The 16,232-nt window shown below is 70.5% G+C and carries 18 protein-coding genes; 8 read left to right on the top strand and 10 right to left on the bottom strand.

The features are described 5' to 3' along the window. Positions 1–21 precede the first annotated feature (21 nt). Positions 22–474, top strand: coding sequence for a pyridoxamine 5'-phosphate oxidase family protein (locus Tbon_RS08255; RefSeq protein WP_158067251.1), 453 nt, complete (start codon positions 22–24; stop codon positions 472–474). 13 nt (positions 475–487) lie between these two features. Here Tbon_RS08255 and Tbon_RS08250 read toward each other — a convergent pair whose 3' ends face one another. Both Tbon_RS08250 and Tbon_RS08245 read right to left on the bottom strand, forming a co-directional pair. Beyond that, positions 488–1,528, bottom strand: a complete 1,041-nt coding sequence (locus Tbon_RS08250) for an MBL fold metallo-hydrolase (RefSeq protein WP_158067250.1) — start codon at positions 1,526–1,528, stop codon at positions 488–490. Between the two features lie 97 nt (positions 1,529–1,625). After that, positions 1,626–2,066: a phage holin family protein gene (locus Tbon_RS08245; protein ID WP_158067249.1), complete on the bottom strand. Its 441-nt coding sequence runs from the start codon at positions 2,064–2,066 to the stop codon at positions 1,626–1,628. A 101-nt stretch (positions 2,067–2,167) separates the two neighbouring features. Here Tbon_RS08245 and Tbon_RS08240 point away from each other — a divergent pair, with 101 nt between their 5' ends. Further along, positions 2,168–3,058, top strand: coding sequence for a hypothetical protein (locus tag Tbon_RS08240; protein ID WP_158067248.1), 891 nt, complete (start codon positions 2,168–2,170; stop codon positions 3,056–3,058). Beyond that, a complete protein-coding gene (locus tag Tbon_RS08235) occupies positions 3,058–3,678 on the top strand; it encodes an RNA polymerase sigma factor (protein ID WP_158067247.1) in 621 nt (206 codons plus the stop codon). The genes Tbon_RS08240 and Tbon_RS08235 overlap by 1 nt, the downstream gene beginning before the upstream one ends. On the opposite strand, the gene Tbon_RS08230 is transcribed toward Tbon_RS08235, so the two are convergent. The 5 genes from Tbon_RS08230 to Tbon_RS08210 are packed head-to-tail and all read right to left on the bottom strand — an operon-like array spanning position 3,675 to position 7,686. After that, positions 3,675–4,478 (bottom strand): DUF4388 domain-containing protein, encoded by an 804-nt coding sequence (locus Tbon_RS08230; RefSeq protein ID WP_158067246.1) that lies wholly within the window; start codon positions 4,476–4,478, stop codon positions 3,675–3,677. The genes Tbon_RS08235 and Tbon_RS08230 overlap by 4 nt on opposite strands. A gap of 39 nt (positions 4,479–4,517) precedes the next feature. Further along, a complete protein-coding gene (locus tag Tbon_RS08225; protein WP_158067245.1) occupies positions 4,518–4,967 on the bottom strand; it encodes a hypothetical protein in 450 nt (149 codons plus the stop codon). 24 nt (positions 4,968–4,991) lie between these two features. Beyond that, positions 4,992–6,011: a hypothetical protein gene (locus tag Tbon_RS08220; protein WP_158067244.1), complete on the bottom strand. Its 1,020-nt coding sequence runs from the start codon at positions 6,009–6,011 to the stop codon at positions 4,992–4,994. A 5-nt stretch (positions 6,012–6,016) separates the two neighbouring features. After that, positions 6,017–6,421 carry a hypothetical protein gene (locus tag Tbon_RS08215; protein ID WP_158067243.1) on the bottom strand — a complete coding sequence of 135 codons (405 nt, stop codon included), beginning with the start codon at positions 6,419–6,421 and terminating at the stop codon, positions 6,017–6,019. A gap of 35 nt (positions 6,422–6,456) precedes the next feature. Then, positions 6,457–7,686, bottom strand: a complete 1,230-nt coding sequence (locus Tbon_RS08210) for a HAMP domain-containing protein (RefSeq protein ID WP_158067242.1) — start codon at positions 7,684–7,686, stop codon at positions 6,457–6,459. A gap of 268 nt (positions 7,687–7,954) precedes the next feature. On the opposite strand from Tbon_RS08210, the gene Tbon_RS08205 reads away from it, so the two are divergent. Genes Tbon_RS08205 through Tbon_RS08185 form a run of 5 tightly spaced genes read left to right on the top strand, consistent with a single transcriptional unit; the run spans position 7,955 to position 12,529 of the window. Beyond that, positions 7,955–9,133: an acyl-CoA dehydrogenase family protein gene (locus Tbon_RS08205; RefSeq protein WP_192497843.1), complete on the top strand. Its 1,179-nt coding sequence runs from the start codon at positions 7,955–7,957 to the stop codon at positions 9,131–9,133. Between the two features lie 57 nt (positions 9,134–9,190). Further along, positions 9,191–9,688 (top strand): VOC family protein, encoded by a 498-nt coding sequence (locus Tbon_RS08200; protein WP_158067240.1) that lies wholly within the window; start codon positions 9,191–9,193, stop codon positions 9,686–9,688. A gap of 20 nt (positions 9,689–9,708) precedes the next feature. Then, positions 9,709–10,938, top strand: coding sequence for an MFS transporter (locus Tbon_RS08195; protein ID WP_158067239.1), 1,230 nt, complete (start codon positions 9,709–9,711; stop codon positions 10,936–10,938). 43 nt (positions 10,939–10,981) lie between these two features. After that, positions 10,982–12,091 (top strand): glutamate 5-kinase, encoded by a 1,110-nt coding sequence (proB, locus tag Tbon_RS08190; RefSeq protein WP_158067238.1) that lies wholly within the window; start codon positions 10,982–10,984, stop codon positions 12,089–12,091. A gap of 45 nt (positions 12,092–12,136) precedes the next feature. Next, positions 12,137–12,529, top strand: a complete 393-nt coding sequence (locus Tbon_RS08185; protein ID WP_158067237.1) for a hypothetical protein — start codon at positions 12,137–12,139, stop codon at positions 12,527–12,529. A gap of 4 nt (positions 12,530–12,533) precedes the next feature. On the opposite strand, the gene Tbon_RS08180 is transcribed toward Tbon_RS08185, so the two are convergent. Genes Tbon_RS08180 through Tbon_RS08170 form a run of 3 tightly spaced genes read right to left on the bottom strand, consistent with a single transcriptional unit; the run spans position 12,534 to position 15,997 of the window. After that, positions 12,534–13,115 carry a hypothetical protein gene (locus tag Tbon_RS08180; RefSeq protein WP_158067236.1) on the bottom strand — a complete coding sequence of 194 codons (582 nt, stop codon included), beginning with the start codon at positions 13,113–13,115 and terminating at the stop codon, positions 12,534–12,536. Between the two features lie 24 nt (positions 13,116–13,139). After that, complete coding sequence (locus Tbon_RS08175; protein WP_158067235.1) at positions 13,140–14,396, bottom strand: MFS transporter; 1,257 nt, start codon at positions 14,394–14,396, stop codon at positions 13,140–13,142. Between the two features lie 50 nt (positions 14,397–14,446). Next, entirely contained in the window at positions 14,447–15,997 is a 1,551-nt protein-coding gene (locus Tbon_RS08170; protein ID WP_158067234.1) for a 2-isopropylmalate synthase, read from the bottom strand. Positions 15,998–16,232: the final 235 nt, after the last annotated feature.

Genomic DNA, 16,232 nt, shown 5'->3' with positions numbered 1-16,232 from the left:
CCGGGGAGCGGAGCTTCGCCGATGGGTACGCGGGCGCTGACGCCGGACGAGGTGCTGCTGGTGCTCGAGAAGGAGCGGGTCATCCGCGTGGCCTTTTTCGGGCAGGACGGGCACTTCCTGGTGCCGATGTTCTATGCCTGGCGGGACGGCGCCTTCTGCGGGCTGACGACGCCGGGCCGGAAGGTGGAGATGGCGCGAGCGAACGACCGGGTAGCATTCCAGGTGGACAGCACGGCAACAACCGGGCCGTGGGAGTGGGCGTCGGTCTCGGGGCACGGGCGGTGGGTGGAGGTGGCCGACCCGCTGGAGTTCGGGGAGTTCGCGGGCCTGTTCTACCGGCGGCTGGCCGATGCCCCGGCATGGGCGCTGGCCGCGCTGGAGGCGCGGTTCGGGGAGCGGGGCGTGGTGGGCTGGCGGCTCGAGCCGGAGGAGCTGAGCGGCCGGGCGCACGGGCCGGAGGAGCCGGACGAGTGACCCCGCGGGCGGGTCAGACGGGGAGCCAGTAGAGCTTCTTCCCGCGCATCACCTTGGCGAGGAGGCCCAGTTCGAAGAGGTATTCGAGGTGGGCGAGGGTCTCGCCGACGGCGGCGCGCTGCATCCAGGGCTCGAAGTCTTCGAGCCTGCCGGTGGCCCACTTGACGCGGCCGGCGACCTCCCAGGCGGTGGAGCCGCCGCGGTCGACGCAGGCGAGCATCTCCTCGAGGCGGAGTTCGTGGTGGTCTCTGATTTCGCGAATGCGCTTTTTCAGGTCGGTAATTTCGAATTCGTGGGCCGGGAGGACCAGCCGGACATCGAGGTCGACGAGGGCTTCAAGGGAGCGCATGTAGTCGCCGAGCGGGCTGCCATGGGTCTGGGCGTGGATGGAGACGTTTGGAGTGATGGTGGGAAGGATGTGGTCGCCGGTGAGGAGGATTTTGCGATTGGGTTCGTAGAGGCAGATATGGCCGGGGGAATGGCCGGGCGTCCAGATGACTTCGAAGTCGAAATCGCCGACTTTGAAGGCCTCGCCGCCTTTGACTTCGGTGTCGGGCGGTACAGCGGCGACGTTTCCGAGCATGCCGATGGAGCCCTGGGACATCTGCGGGGTGGAGGATGGCGGGACGCCGTTCATCTCCATGAATCGCTGCATCTCTTCGGTGAGGGCGCGCGGGGCGAAGTAGCGGGTGGCGATGACCTCGGCGTCCTTTTCGTGGACGGTGACATCGCAGGAGGAGAGCTGCTTGAGGCGGCCGGCCATGCCGTAGTGGTCGGGGTGGATGTGGGTGATGATGAGCCGCTGGATTTCGGCCGGGTGGGAGCCATGCTCGCGCATGCCCTCCTCGAGGGCGCGGTAGGCGGAATCGGTGTTCCAGCCGCAATCGACAAGGACGACGTCGCCGCCGTCCTTGATGAGGTAGGGAAGGACGTAGGGGAGGCCTTTGGTGACGCGGGGGTGCTCCTGGAGCTCGCGGCGGAGGGCTTTGGCGTCCTCGATGGTGAACTGTGGGAAGGGGGTGAGCAGCTGGTAGATGCCGTCGATGATGCGCATGGCGTGGTCCCGTGGGTGCTCGCCGCCCGGCGGGTCGGCGGCGAGGCCATCCTACGCAGATGGTTCACGGGAGGCAAAGGACCGGGGGGACGGGTGGTCAGTCGAAGCGGCGGGCGATGCGGCCGGGGTTGATGAAGCGGGTGAGGAGGAAGCTGGTGAGGGAGATGATGATGGCCCCGAAGAAGGCGCTCCAGAAGCCGTCTATCGCGAAGGTGATGCCATCAAACTTGCCGGCGATCCAGGCGGTGAGCGCGAGGAGGGCCGTGTTGATGAGGACAAGGAGGAAGCCGAGCGAGAGGACGATGCCGGGGAGCGCGCTGATGACGAGGAGCGGCTTCAGGTAGGCGTTGAGGAGGCCGAGGATGAGGGCGACGGCGAGTGTGCTGCCGAGGCCTTCGAGGCGGATGCCGGGGACCAGGGCGGCGGCGACCCAGACGGCGGCGGCGGTGACCAGCCAGCGGATGATGAAGGCCGCGATGCGGCCGGCGGTTGAGGGCTCGCGTTCGAAGCGGCCGACGATGATGGAATAGCCTGGCATGGGGCAAGTGTGGCACAACCAGCGGCTGCAGTGACACTTTTCGCGCGCCGGCACCGATGTACCATGCGGGCCGGCGTCCGGCCCGCGGGGAGAGCTTGAGGATGCAGCGAAGGATGGACGAGGCGGTGCGGCTGGCCGAGGAGGTCGAGGCGGCGCTTGCCGGCGTCGGGGCCAGCCCGGAGGCGGCGGCGCTGGCGCGCATTGCGCGCGGGGTCGCAGGGCTCCGGGTGCCGGGGCCCGACGCTGCAGCGTCGGCGCGGATGCGCGCGCGGTTTTCGGCGTATGTGGAGGGCGAGGGGCGGAGCTGGCGGACGTGGCTGCTCGGCTGGCTCGGGCTGGGGAGCGAGCGCCGGCCGCTCGTCCAGCGGCTGGCGGCGGGCGCGGTCCTGCTGGCGGCGGCTGCGGGCGGCGCCCAGGCGGCCGGCGTGGATACCGCCGGGGCGCTGCGGGCAGCGGGCGAGTTTGCGGTGAACGCGGTGCGGAACCTCGACCCGGGCCGGGGCATCGGCGGGGCGGAACTCCCGGTGAGCACTCCACCCGGCACCACGGGCGCGACCGCTGAGGCCGACCCAACGCCTGCAAGCACGCCGGAACCGCCCGGGACGGCGGCCCCGGGGAGCGCGGCACCCGATGCGGCGGGCACCGCCGCGGCGCCACCGGGAAGCCCGACCCAGGCCGGGGCGACGCCCGCGCCAGGGGCAGGCAGCCCGCCGGCGGCTTCCCCTTCCGCGGGGGCGGGGACACCGACAGCGACCGCGACGCCGTCAGCGACTGCGACGCCGACCAGCCCCGGAGGCATCAGCCTGCCGCCGCCGACTGCAACCCCTACGCCGCCGCCGACTGGAACCCCTACGCCGCCGCCGACTGCAACCCCGACCCCGACGGAGAAGCCAGACGACGAGGACGGCAAAAAGGAGGGTGAGAAGGACAAGGACGAGAAGCACGAGGAAGAGAAGGAGGGCAACGATTCCAGGCCCGAGGAGGACCGGTAGTGGCGGTCCTCGCGTGGCCGATCGGGGCCCTGGCCCTGGCGCTGGCGGCGGAGTACGGCAGCGCCGAGCCGCCCGCCGCGACGGAGGCGGGTGCGGAGCCGGAGTTCATCGAGCGGCTGCGGCGGCGTGACCCGGCGGCGTGGAGGGAGCTCTTTGAGCGGGAGATGCCGGCAATCTACCGGTACGCGTACTCACGGGTGCCCTCGGCGAGCGACGCGGAGGAGCTCGCCTCGCTGGTGTTCGAACAGGCGTGGCGGAGCGCGGAGCACCTCCAGGACCGGGGGCTGCCGGCGCGGGCGTGGCTGTTCGGGATTGCGCGGCACGTGGTGACGGAGCACCGCCGGCGGCTGTTCCGGGCGCCGCCGGTGGTGGCGCTTGAGGCGTTCGACGGGCCGGACGAGGGGCTGGAGGGGCACGCCGAGCAGCTGGCGCTCGCGAAGGCGGTGGCGAGCCTGCCCCGCGCCGACGCTGAGGTGGTGACGCTGCGGTTCCTGCACGGGCTGTCGCTGGCGGAGACGGCGGAGGCGATGGCGACAACCGTGGACGCGGTGAAAGCCCGCCAGACGCGGGCCCTCCGGAAGCTGCGCGAACTGCTGGGCGACCTCGGCGGGCGGCGCTAAGCGGCCTGGCCGCGGATGAGCGCGAGCATCGTCTGCTGGAACCTGACGCGTTTCTCGGGGTCGGTGATTTCGTTGCTGATGGCCTCGGCGAGGCGGGCGATGCCGTCGCGGGGGAAGTCCTGCCGGGTGTGGCCCATGGCGTCGAGGCAGTCATCGATGATGATCTCGGCGAGCGGGCCGACGGTGGCAGCGACGGCCGTATGCAGCGCCTGAAAGAAAGCGGGGCCGGCGAGGGCGCGGGCCGCCGGTGCGAGCTGCTGGGGTTTTTCGAACTCGACGAGGCCGGCGAGTTTGAGGCGGTAGATGCGGCGCATGACTTCGAAGTCGTCGAGGCCGAGTTCGGCGGCGAGCGCGGAGGCGGTCCTGGCGCCGTCGAGGAGGGCGATGAGCTCCCAGTCGGCGGCGTCGATGGTCAGCTGGGGACGGGGTGCCTTCCGGGCGAGGCGGGGGACGATGTCCATGGAGGGGACGACCCGGCGGATGGCCTCCCGCTCGGACGCGACGCGCGCAGCTTCGGCGAGGAGCTGGTCGAGCGGTTTGGCGATGGAGCGCTCGGGGGGTTCTTCACCGGGGATGAAGCGGAACTGGCCGTTGGGCCAGGTGACGAGGCGGGCGAAGGCGGCCTCGCCCCAGTCGCCGGATGCCTCGGCGTGGACGACCTGGCCGCGGTGGAGGTAGAGGTCGCCGAGGTCGAGGCCGGAGGAGAGTTCGAGGCGGCCGGACTGGCCGCCGGCGGCGAGCATCTTCAGGAGGTCGATGAGGGGGAGCTGGGCGAGGCTGCCGGTGAGTCCTTCGGGCATTGGGGTCCTCCCTGGGGCGAGGGTGCGAGTGGCGCGGCGCTAGCTGCCGCGCTGGGCGATGACGTTCCAGGTGAGCCAGGAACCGGGGTCGAGGGCGGTCCGGTTGACGAGCTGGGCGCGTTCGGAGCGGTGTTTTTCGAGGCGCTTGCGGGCGGCCGGGTCCTTCTGCCAGGCAGCGACCACGACATCGGCGGTGAGGCGGACCATGGCCATATCGACCGCCGGCTGGGCGACGACGAAGAGGACAGCATCGCCGAGGTCCTGGGCCAGGAGGCGCCAGGAATCGTAGGTGAGGTCGATGCGGCTGGCGGGGAAGCCGGCGGCCTGGAGCGCGACGAACGCGCGGCCGATTTCGCGGCCGATGGTGTTCATGGTGACGGTGGCGAGGACGGCCGGGTCGGAGCTCACGATGACATCGCCGCGGTTGTCGCAGAGGAAGGCGCCTTCGACGGCGGGGAGCCGGGTAAGTTGCTCGATTTCGCGCTCCATGGCTGCACCCCCTGACGGTGCGTGTCAGGCAACGAACTCCTGGAATTCTTCGCGGAGGCCGAACCGGTCGACGACGGCTGCGTGGCGGTCGCTGACGCCTTCGAGGGCTGCGCGGATGCGGGTTTCGAGGTCGGCGCGCTTGAGCTGGAAGGCGAGGCGGGCGATGGTGTCGCCGAGGCAGTCTCCGATGGCTTTGCTGAAATCGTCGGGCAGGGGGCCGTGGAACTCGATGGTGCCGTTGGTGTACGAGAATTCGGCGGCGAAGGGGTCGAGGAACGGATAGGTGGCGGCCCGGTTGACGAGGACCTCGCGGAAGGCGAGGGCGAAGCGGCCGGGTTTGGAGACGCCGTCGACGTACTGTTCGACGCGCTGGAGGACTTCGGCCCAGAAGGCGAGGAGGTCCTGGCGGTAGGATTCGGCCTGGGGCGCCTGGCGCGGGAGGCCGAGGGCGGCCGGGGCGTTTGCTTCGATGAAGACGTTGAAGGTGCCGCCGGCGGCGTTGACGGCCGCGACGATGGCGTTGAGGGCATCCTGCCCCGACATCATGGGCACGCGCGGGGCCGCGAAGACGGACTCGATCGGCTCGCCATCCTGGAGGTAGATGACGCCGACGCCGGCGTCGCCGGTGACCTGGACTTCGACGTACCCGGTGACGGCGTCGGTGCGGAGCTTGGCGATGAGGCGGTCGAGGCTGGTGAAGGCGCTGGTGAGGTCTTTGTAGAGGGGGCGGCTCTCCATCAGGCGATGGACGAGGAGGACGACATCAGGGAAGGCGGTGGAGACCGTGATGGTGCCGTCCTTCTGTGGGGCGCGCTCGGCGATGGCGCGGATGGCTGAGGGGCCGGTGATGCGGCCGGTGCCGGCCTCGACGACGCCGTTGAGGATTTCGCCTTCGGAGAAGATGAGGGTGCCGGTCCAGCCGGGGAAGGCGACCTCGATGTAGCCGGTGAGCCGGCGGCCCCGGCAATCCTCGACGAGGGCGTCGAAGGCGGTGAAGGAGGTGTTGAGGCTGGCGTAGAGGGTGCGATCCTTGGGGAACATCATGGGGGTCAACTCCTCGCGGGCGGGGTGGCGCCAAACCGGCGGACGATGGGCTGGAGGCCGGCGGCGATCGCCTGGCCGCGGCCAGGCGCGTGGGTGATGCAAAGGACGGCGCCCTGGAGGGGCAGCAGGGCGGCCTCGATGGGCCCGCCGGTGATGGCGGCGTGGAGGAAGCGGCTGCCGGCGAGTTTCTTGCCCATGCCGCGGAGGTCTCCGTCGGTGGGAAGGGCCTCGGCGCGGAGGGCAAGAAAGCTGGCGAGGGCGGCAGCGCGGGCCGGGTCGGGCTCGTTGACGGCGGCGAGGGGCTGGCCCTCGGGGCCGCAGATGGTGACCGAGCGGACGCCCTCCAGGTTGCGCACCGCACTGGCGATACGGCTGGCGAGTTCGCGGCTCATCGACTCGGCGGGCTGCATCTCCTGCTCTCCTCCTGTGGGCTGGCCCGGGGGCCTCAGGCAGCCTGCTGGCGGCGCTGCCGCAGCCGTTCGATGGCGGCGCGGAGGCTGGTCTGCATGCGGCGGAGCGACTCAGCGAGGCGGCCGATTTCGTTGTCAGATTCGACATCGATACGGGCGTCGAGCTCGCCGAGGCTGATGCGGTCGGCGACTTCGGCGAGGTGGCGGACCGGCCTCGAGATGCTCAGGGAGATGACGATGGCGAGGAGAAGTGCGAGGGCGACGCCGGCGAGGGCGGCTCCGCCGGAGAGGTAGAACTGCTGGCGGGCATCGGCGGCGCGCTGGTCGAAGGCGGCGTTGAGGGTTTCCTGGGCGGCCGCGAGGAGCTGGTTGGAGGTGTCGATGGAGCTGCCGCCCATGTAGAAGAAGCCTTCGGCGGCCGTGCCGGAAAGGTTGCCGGTGACGAGCACCTGGCTGCGGGTCATGTCGAAGAAGGTGCTCCGGGTGGTAGCGGCGCGGCGGACGGCCGGGTCGAGCGTGGCGGCAAACCTCTCGTTGTCGCTGATGGCGGCCTGGAGCTGGCGATCGAGGGCAGCGGCGTGCTCGCCGGCGATGGCGAGCTGGGCTGCGAGGAACATCTTCTGCTGGTCGGTCGGGGAGAGGTTGGCGCGGGTGATGAGCGTTTCGGTGCCAGCGGCGCGGATGAGGGAGAGCGCTTCCGTCAGGCGGGGCAGCGATTCGGTGAGCGCGATGATGACGTTGCGGGTATCGAGGTCGGGGTCGAGGACCAGTTCGGACCGGACCGCGACGGTGGAGAGGAGGGGGAAGATGCCGTCCTGGATGAGGCGGGTGTGGGCGGCGTTGGCGGTTTCGGGGCTGCTGGTGGAATTCTTGACGTTGGCCCACTCCCGGTTGAGGAAGGCGACGAGGTCGCGGGTGCCGAAGCTGCTGCCGTAGCGGGCGTCCATCTCATTGATCGCCGCAAGGGCGTTCTCTGCGGCGCGGGCCGACTGGTTCATCGTCTCGACGGAGTTGGCGTCGCCGGCGAGGACGCGGAGCACGAGGCCGCGGTGGAGCTGGACCTCGCGAAGGAAGGGGATGACGGTGGAGACGTATTCGAGGCCGTCGCGCTCGCGGGCGGCCTGCTCCTGGGTCGCGCGCTGGGCGAAGAACTGGACCACGAGCAGGGCGACGATGGGGATCGCCATGACCGCGACGATAAGGCCGAGCTTGTTGGCGATTTTCATGTTGGTGATGGGCGCAAGGCCGGGCAGGTGACGACGCATCGTGCTCTCCATCGGACCCCAAACCTGGGGGCGTGTTTGGGAAGTGCGATCAGGGAGGCGGCCGACCACGGGGATGCGGCGATCCCTTCTCGTTTCCAATTTCGACCCGCTGCGTCCACGGCAAAGGGGATCCAGGGTGGCAGCCGGTGGAAATCGCGGCAGGAAGGGGAACGGAGGGCGCGGGGCTGGCAACGCCGGGGCCGCTCGGCCGGGCGTGGGGTACACTGCGGGATTGCAGGAGCGGGCCGCACACGCGCAGGAGGAGACGATGGAGTTCCGGCTACCCCCCGAGACCGAGGCCTGGCGGCAGGAGCTGCGGGCGTTTCTCAAGGCTGAGCTGCCGCCGGAGTTCGAGGGCGACGACGACTTTTTCGATAACGAAGAGCAGATTGCGTTCGCGCGGGAGTTCACGAAGAAGCTCGGGGCGCGGCGCTGGTTTGCCCCTGCGTGGCCCGAGAAGTACGGCGGGATGGGGAAGACGGCGATTGAGCAGTTCATCCTGAACGAGGAGCTGGCCTACCACCGTGCGCCCTCGGGCGGGCGGCTGTTCACGATCGGGATTACGGGCCCGACGATGCTGGTGCACGGGACGGAGGAGCAGAAGGCGCGGTACCTTCCGAAGATGGCCTCGGGGGAGGAGTGGTACTGCCAGGGCTTCAGCGAGCCGGGGAGCGGCTCGGACCTGGCGAGCATGCAGACGCGGGCCGTGCGCGACGGGGACGAGTACGTCATCAACGGGCAGAAGATCTGGACCTCGAACGGGCACGTGGCGGACCGGATGCTGCTCCTGGCTCGGACGGACCCGGACCAGCCGAAGCACAAGGGGATCAGCGCGTTCATCGTGGATATGAAGTCGCCGGGGATTACGGTGCAGGGCATCGACAACATCGCCTATCGGCACGACTTCAACCAGGTGTTCTTCGAGGACGTGCGGGTGCCGGCGCGCGACCTGCTGGGTGGTGAGAATAACGGCTGGTACGTGGCGACGACGACGCTCGACTTCGAGCGGTCGAACATCGCCGCGATCTCAGGGGCGCGGCGGACGGTTCACGACCTGATCCGGTGGGCGAAGGAGCGGCACCCGGGCGGCCGGCCATGGGACAAGCCGGAGGTGCGGCTGAAGCTGGCGGACCTTGCCATCAAGGCGGAGGTGGGGCGGCTGGTGGCGTTCCGGACGGCGTGGCTGCAGGCGAAGGGGGAGGTACCGAACTACGAGGCGAGCATCGGGAAGGTGTGGATGGCGATGCTCGGCATCGAGGTGGCCAACGCCGGGGTGAACCTCCTCGGGCCGTACGGGGCGCTGCAGCCAGGTTCGAAGTGGGCGCAGCTGCGGGGGCGGGTGCTGACGAGCTACCTGCTGTCGGTCTCCGGCCCGATCGGCGGCGGCACGAGCGAAATCCAGAAGAACATCATCGCGCAGCGCGGACTGGGCCTGCCGCGCGGGTAGGGAGCAGGGAGCGGGGAGCGGGGAGCTGGGAGCAGGACGACTGAAAGGGGGACCGGTATGGCGCGGGTGCGGCGATTGAATCATGCGGTGCTATTCGTCCGCGATGCGGAGCGGGCGGCGGCGTTCTATCAGCGCGCGTTCGGGTTCGAGGTGATTGCGAACATGGGCGGCCGGGCCGTCTTCCTGCGGGCGGCGGGCTCGGACAACCACCACGACCTCGGGCTGTTTGCGCTGGGCGAGGGGGCGCCGGGTCCATTCACCGGGCAGGCGGTGGGGCTGTACCACCTCGCGTGGCAGGTGGACACGATCGAAGAGCTGGCGGAGATGCGGCAGGTATTGGCGGAGCTGGGCGCGCTGACGGGGCAGTCGGACCATGGGGCGACGAAGTCGCTGTACGGGCAGGACCCGGACGGCAACGAGTTCGAGGTGATGTGGCTGGTGCCGCGGGAGGAGTGGGGCCCCTACGACCGGGACGCGGTGACGCGGCCGCTGAACCTCGAGCGGGAGCTGGAGCGGTTCGGGCGGAAAGGGGAGGCCGGCTCGCCGGATGGTTAACAGGGCGTAGAGTTCGCCCGATGTCGGCGAACGCCCTCGAGTCGCGGGATTTCCGGCTGCTGTTCGCGGGGTCGGTGCTCGTCAGCTTTGTGATGCCGATGCAGTTCCTGACGCAGGTGTTCTGGGTGCAGGAGCGGTACCCGGAGCGTGAGGTGCTGTTCATTGGGCTGCTGGGGGCGTCGCGCGGCTCGGCGATGATCCTGTTCGGGCTGGTCGGCGGTGCGCTGGCGGACCGGATGGAGCGGCGGCGGCTGCTGATTGCGACACAGATGGCGGCGCTGGCGATCAACGGGGCGATCGCAGGGCTGATGCTGGCGGAGCCGTTCGGGGCGGCGAACGTGGCGGTGCTGCTGGCGCTGACGTTCGCGGCGGCGGCGAACATGGCGGTCGACCAGCCGGCACGGCAGGCGGCGACGCCGGCGATCGTGGGGATGGCAGCCGTTCCTTCGGCGATTGCGCTGCAGATGGTGGCGCAGCAGGTGACCTTTCCGCTGGCGCTGCCGCTGGTGGGCTTCCTCAACGGGCGGCTGGAGGCCGGGCAGGTGTACGCGATGACGCTGCTGGCGTGGGCGGGCGTGCTGCCGCTCCTGTTCGCGCTGCGGTTCCGTTCACGCGGGCAGGGGGCCGCCGGCGCGGGGGTGGTGCGAAACGTGTTGGAGGGGCTGCGGTACACCCGGGCCGAGCCGACGATCTTCGCCGTCATCGTGCTGGTGCTGGCGATTCAGCTGCTCGGGATGCCGGGGCCGGCGTCGCTCGGCCCTTCATGGATGCGGAATGTGCTGGGCCTCTCGGAGACGCAGTTCGGGTTCATGGCGATGACGTGGGGACTGGGCACGATGGCGGCATCCCTCTTCTACTGGAAGCGGAACGACCTGCCGGGCCGGGGGCTGACGCTCTGGGCCGGGGGCGCCGGGTTCGGGCTGTGCGCGCTGGTCTTCGCGTATTCGCGGCTGGTGCCGCTGACGGCGCTGGCGAACTTCGGGCTCGGGTTCATGCTGGTGACGACGATGGTGTCGTCGTCGACGATTACGCAGCAGCGGGTGGAGGAGGCGATGCGCGGGAGGGTGATGGGGCTGTTCCCGCTCGCGATGGGGCTGGCGATGCTGGCGGCGTTCCCGGTGGGTGCGGCGGCCCAGGCGACGAGCATGGAAACGGTGTTCCCGGTGATGGCCTGGGCAACGCTGGCCGCGGTCGCCGGGGCGATGGCGCTCCAGCCCGGGCTGCGGCGGGAGGCGCCGCGGACGGCCTGAGGCGGCGCTTTCGCGTTCGCGCGGGGCGCGGTCTACTTGTGGCGTGCGTTACCGGCGGATTGTGGCGAAATTCGGGACGAGCCTGCTGACGGCGGGGTCGGACCGGCTCGACCTGGAGGCGATGTCGCGCCTGGTGGGGCAGGTAGTGCGCCTTCGGCAGGCGGGCTGCCAGGTTGCGGTGGTCTCATCGGGGGCGCAGGCGGCGGGGCGGCACCGGCTGCGGGGGCGGGGCGAGACGGTGCGGGCGCTGAGCCGGCAGGCGATCGCCTCGGTGGGGCAGAGCCACCTGATGCAGAGCTGGGACGAGCTGTTCGACTGGCACGATACGGTGGTGGCGCAGGTGCTGCTCACGCGCCGCGACCTTTCGGACCGGCTCGCCTACCTGAATGCGCGGAACACGCTGCGCGACCTGCTGGATGCGGGGACGGTGCCCATCATCAACGAGAACGACGCGGTGGCGCTCGACGAGGTGCTGGCGACGCGGATCGGGGAGAACGACAGTCTCTCGGCGTACGTGGCGAACCTGATCGATGCGGACCTGCTCGTGATCCTGACGGACGTCGCCGGCCTGTACGATTCGGACCCGCGGACGAACCCGGGCGCGCAGCTGATCCGGCGGGTGGAGCGGATCGATGCGCGGGTGGAGGCGCTGGGCGGCGGAGCGCACGGCCCGGGCACGGGCGGGATGGCGACGAAGCTGCGGGCGGCGCATATCGCCACGCAGGCCGGGGTTGATGTGGTGATCTGCTCGGGGCGGGAGCCGGAGGCGCTCATTGCGGCGGCGCGGGGCGAAACCACGGGGACGTACTTCCCGGCGCCGGGGGACCGGCTGGAGAGCCGGAAGCGGTGGATCCTCGGAAATATCACGAGGGGCGGGTGGATTACGGTCGATGCCGGGGCAGCGGAGGCGCTGCGCGCGCGGGGGCGGAGCCTGCTGCCGGCGGGCGTGGCCGCGGTCTCGGGGAGCTTCCAGCGGGGGGACTCGGTGGAGGTGCGCGACCTGGAGGGGAACCGGGTGGCAGCCGGGCTCGTGAACTACTCTTCGGAGGAGCTGGAGCGGATCCGCGGGGTGCGGTCGGACCGGATTGCGGAGGTGCTGGGCTACAGCTATGGGGAGGAAGTGGTGCACCGGGATAACCTGGTGCTGCTGTGACCGGCGCATGCCGGGCGGAGGCGGGACCCGTGCTACGCTCGGGATGTGAGGAAGCGCAACCACCTGCTTCCGTTCCGTTCGCCGGCCGTGCTGGTGCTCTGGGCCGATGCGCTCTTTATGGCCGCGGCTGCAGCGGCCTGGCTCCTGCTCGGGGGCGAACTTTCGGGCTGGTTCGATCTCCCGCGGTGGGCGGCGTGGGCAGCGGGCGGGGTGCTGGCGGCGGGAGCGGCGGCCCTGGGCGTGCTCGCGTGGGAGCGGCGCATCGGCTGGCTGCCGTGGCTGGCCGCAGGGCACGCTATCCTCGGCGCTGCGCTGTGGGCGGCGGCGCTGCTCGCGTGGGGCGTTTTTACGGCGGAGGGTCGGTGGCTCGCCCCGGCAGCGGCGAATGCGTGCCTGCTGCTGGCGGCGGCGCAGTGGCTGGCGTGGCGGCGGCCGTAGCGATTCAGGAACCCTTCGGGCAGGCAAGGGCTTCGCGGTAGACGGGACTGTTCGGCGCCGGGACCGCACCTTCGAGCCGGGGCACGTTGCCGGTGACGCGGGTTTCGCGGGCGGCCATGACCTGGCCGCCGAATTCGCGGAAGGCGACGATGGCGCGGTGTTCGCCGGAGCCGAGGGGGACGGCTTCGCCATCGCGGGCGAGTTCGAGCTGGAAGCAGACGGTGCCGACGTAGCTGGTGGTCGCGCCGGCGGACCAGCGGGCGACCACCTGGCCGGCTTCGTCGAGGAGCCAGAGTTCGAAGCCGGCGCCGGGGTGGGTGCGGACCTGGAGGACGACCTGCATGCTCGGCTGGTCGTTCTCCAGGTGGGAGAAGCTGGCGAGGGCGAAGGTGACTTCCCAGCCGGCCGGGGGTTCGACGGGCGCGGGCGGGGGTTCGGGAGGACGGAAGGCGACGTTGCCGGTGGTGGTGCCGATGAGCGCGCGGAGCGAGGGCGAGGTGGCGTAGGACTTGTCTTTGAGGCCGCAGGCGGAGAGGAGCGCGAGGGCCAGGAGGCTGAGCGCGGCGAGGCTAGCGAACCGTTTCACAGGCCCATTGTGGCGCCGCGGGGGCTAGTGTGCTGCGGGCGCGGCCGAGGGCGCCGGGCGGCCGGCGGGGGCGGGGTCGCGGAGGAGGGCCATGCAGGCGACGGCGACGCCGTTGAGGACGATGCCGAGGGTGATGGGGAGGGCGTAGCTTTCGCGGGCATCGTAGAGGGCGCCGGCAAGGGTGGGGCCGACGAGCGCGCCGACGGCGGCGCTCGTGTAGATGAGGCCGAGGACCGTGGAGAAGCGGCGTCCGGCAAAGTAGTCGGCGGCGAGGGCCGGCATCAGGGCGACGAACCCGCCGTAGGAGGCGCCGAAGGCGAGGGCGAAGATGACCAGGGCCCAGGCCTGGGTGGCGACGAGCCACCAGGCGAGGCAGACGCCCATGGCCGTGAACGTCCCGGCGAGGGAGCGGCGGCGGCCGAGGCGGTCGGCGGAGCCGCCGAGGACCAGGCGGCCGGCGATTGAGCCGATGCCGATGAAGCCGACGAGGAGGGCGCCGAAGGCATCGGAGTAGCCGTGGTCGCGGGCGTAGGGGGTGAGGTGGGCGAAGGGGATGAAGATGCCGAGGCTGGTGGAGAGGCCGGCGCCGAACATGAGCCAGAAGGCGCGGGTGCGGAGCACCTGGGCGACGGTGGGGCCGCCGGCCGGGCCGACCACCGGCGGCGGCACGCGGTCGCCGTCGGGGTAGAGGCCGCGGTCGGCGGGGGTGGGGACGATGGCGAGGACGGAGGGGATGCCGATGGCGAGCGCGACGGCCGCGAGGAGGACGAATGCAGGCCGCCAGCCGAGGGTCTCGATGGCGATTGCGGCGACGAGGGGCATGACAAGGGTTCCGGCGCCGATGCCGGCCACGGCGAAGCCGGAGGCCATGCCGCGCCGGCGGATGAACCAGCGCTGGACGACACCGACAGCCGGGACGTAGGACAGCCCAACGCCGACCCCCACGCCGAGGGAGTAGGTGAGGTAGACCTGCCAGACCTCGCGGGCGAGCGCTGCGGCGGCCATGCCCGCGGCGATGCAGAGGACGCCGGCGGCGATGACTTGACGGGGCCCGAGCCGGTCGGCGAGGAGGCCGGTGACGGACCCGAGGCCGAAGTAGAGGAAGCCCGCCAGGGCGAAGACGAGGGAAATATCGCCGCGGGTGGCGCCGAAGTCGTCGCGGAGGGCGTTGAAGAAGGCTGCGAAGGAGTAGGCGGCGCCGAAGGCGACGAAGAGGACGCCGAAGACGGCGCCGACCACGACCCAGCCATAAAAGCGGGGCGCCCGGGAGGACTCCGGCATGGCCGGAGATTCTACCCTCCCGGGCGGGTGCGTACGGGGCGATGGGCGGGCTACGGGTTGGCGCGGACCTCGGCGTTGCGCGCCTGGACGGCGAGCATCCGGTTGAGGGCGTTCATGTAGGCCCGGGCGCTGGCGACGATGATGTCGGTATCGGCGGCGCGGCCGGTGTAGGTGCGGCCCTTGTCGTCTTCAATGCGAATGGTGACTTCGCCCTGGGCGTCGATGCCTTCGGTCACGCTCTTGACGGAGAACTCGGTGAGGCGCGGGGCGAGGCCGGTGATCCGGTTCATGGCGCGGTAGACGGCATCGACCGGGCCCGTGCCGACGGCGGCGTCGACCCGGATGTTGCCGTCGGGGTCGACGAGGCGGAGGGTGGCGGTGGGGGTCGCGTGGTCACCCGCGGACACCTGGACGAGGTCGAGCCGCCAGCCGGCGGTGTCCATGGCGCGGACGTTTTCGTTGACGAGCGCCTCGAGGTCGCGGTCGTCGACTTCGATTTTCTTATCGGCGAGCTCTTTGAAGGCGGCGAAGACGCGGTTGAGCTCTTCGTCGGTCAGTTCGTAGCCGAGTTCGACCATGTGCTCCTTGAAGGCGTGGCGGCCGGAGAGCTTGCCGAGGACGAGCTGGGTGCCCTGGGGGATGCCGATTTCGGCGGGGTCCATGATTTCCCAGGTTTCGCGGAGCTTGAGGATGCCGTCCTGGTGGATGCCGGAGCCGTGGCGGAAGGCGTTCTTGCCGACGATCGCCTTGTTCCACTGGACGGGCATGCCGGAGTAGCGCTCGACGAGCTTGGAGGTGCGGTAGATCTCGCGGGTGTTGATGTCGGTGTAGAAGGGGAGGAAGTCGCTGCGGGTCTTGATGGCCATGACGACTTCCTCGAGCGAGGTATTGCCGGCGCGCTCGCCGATACCGTTGATGGTGACCTCGACCTGGCGGGCGCCGTTCTGGATGGCGGTGAGGGTGTTGGCGGTGCAGAGGCCGAGGTCGTTCTGGCCGTGGAAGGAGACGCGGGCCTTGTGGATATTCGGGACGTTTTCGAAGAGTGCGCGGAAGAAGGCGCCGAGCTCTTCGGGGATGGCGTAGCCGACGGAGTCGGGGATGTTGATGGTGGTGGCGCCGGCATCGATGCAGCGGCGGACGATTTCGAAGATGAAGTGGGGGTCGGCCCGGGTGGCGTCCATCGGGCTGAATTCGACGTTGCTGGTGTAGCGGGCGGCGTGCTTCACCATCTCCTCGGCCTGGATGAGCACCTGCTCGCGGTCCTTGCGGAGCTGGTGGGCCATTTGGATGTCGCTGGAGTTGATAAAGACGTGGATGCGGGGCTCGGAGGCTTCTTTGACGGCCTCCCAGGCGGTGTCGATGTCGGCCGGGACGGCGCGGGCGAGGGCGCAGATGGTCGGCGTGCGGACCTCGCGGGCGATGGTGCGGACGGCTTCGAGGTCGCCGGGCGTGGAGCAGGGGAAGCCGGCTTCAATGATGTCGACGCCGAGCTTTTCGAGCTGACGGGCGATTTCGAGCTTTTCGCCGGGCGTGAAGGCGACGCCTGCGGACTGTTCGCCGTCACGGAGGGTGGTATCGAAGATGTAAATCTTTTCGGGCATTGGGACGGTACTCCTGCGGGGATGGTTGGACGGGCGGCCGGGGCAGCCGGCGCCGGGATGATTCGTACGAAATTCTTATGAAGAGTTTCGACGGAGCGGTGAGGGAGGGCCAGAGGAGAGGGCGAAGGCCGGGCTGCCGGCCGTGCGAGTCGCCCAGGGGGCCGCGGTCCGCCGGCGCGGCGCTAAAGGACGCGCCCCGGTGAGTCCGGGGCGTTCACGACCTCGCGAAGCAGTG

Source organism: Tepidiforma bonchosmolovskayae, assembly GCF_008838325.1.
Taxonomy (GTDB): Bacteria; Chloroflexota; Dehalococcoidia; order Tepidiformales; family Tepidiformaceae; genus Tepidiforma; species Tepidiforma bonchosmolovskayae.
Note: the sequence above shows the minus strand (reverse complement) of the source record. Positions and strands in the feature narration are given on the sequence as shown.